Genomic DNA, 275 nt, shown 5'->3' with positions numbered 1-275 from the left:
CACCCACGGCCGCAACATGGCCGGCGCGCGCGCACTGTGGCGTGCCACGGGGATGAAAGATGACGACTTCAAGAAGCCGATCATCGCGATTGCCAACTCCTTCACCCAGTTCGTACCCGGCCACGTCCACCTCAAGGACCTGGGCCAGCTGGTCGCTCGCGAGATCGAACGCGCTGGCGGCGTGGCAAAGGAATTCAACACCATCGCCGTTGATGACGGCATCGCCATGGGCCATGACGGCATGCTGTATTCCACGGAGTCGGCGATGATCTCGC

At 62.9% G+C, this 275-nt stretch carries 1 protein-coding gene; it reads left to right on the top strand.

Annotated elements, in window-relative coordinates; all coding sequences use genetic code 11:
* A partial coding sequence (locus tag AC0L3B_RS39450) for a dihydroxy-acid dehydratase domain-containing protein (RefSeq protein WP_473383210.1) occupies positions 1 to 275 on the top strand: 275 nt, incomplete at both ends.

The sequence above is a fragment of the Bradyrhizobium sp. Kon56 genome (assembly GCF_055807635.1).
Note: the sequence above shows the minus strand (reverse complement) of the source record. Positions and strands in the feature narration are given on the sequence as shown.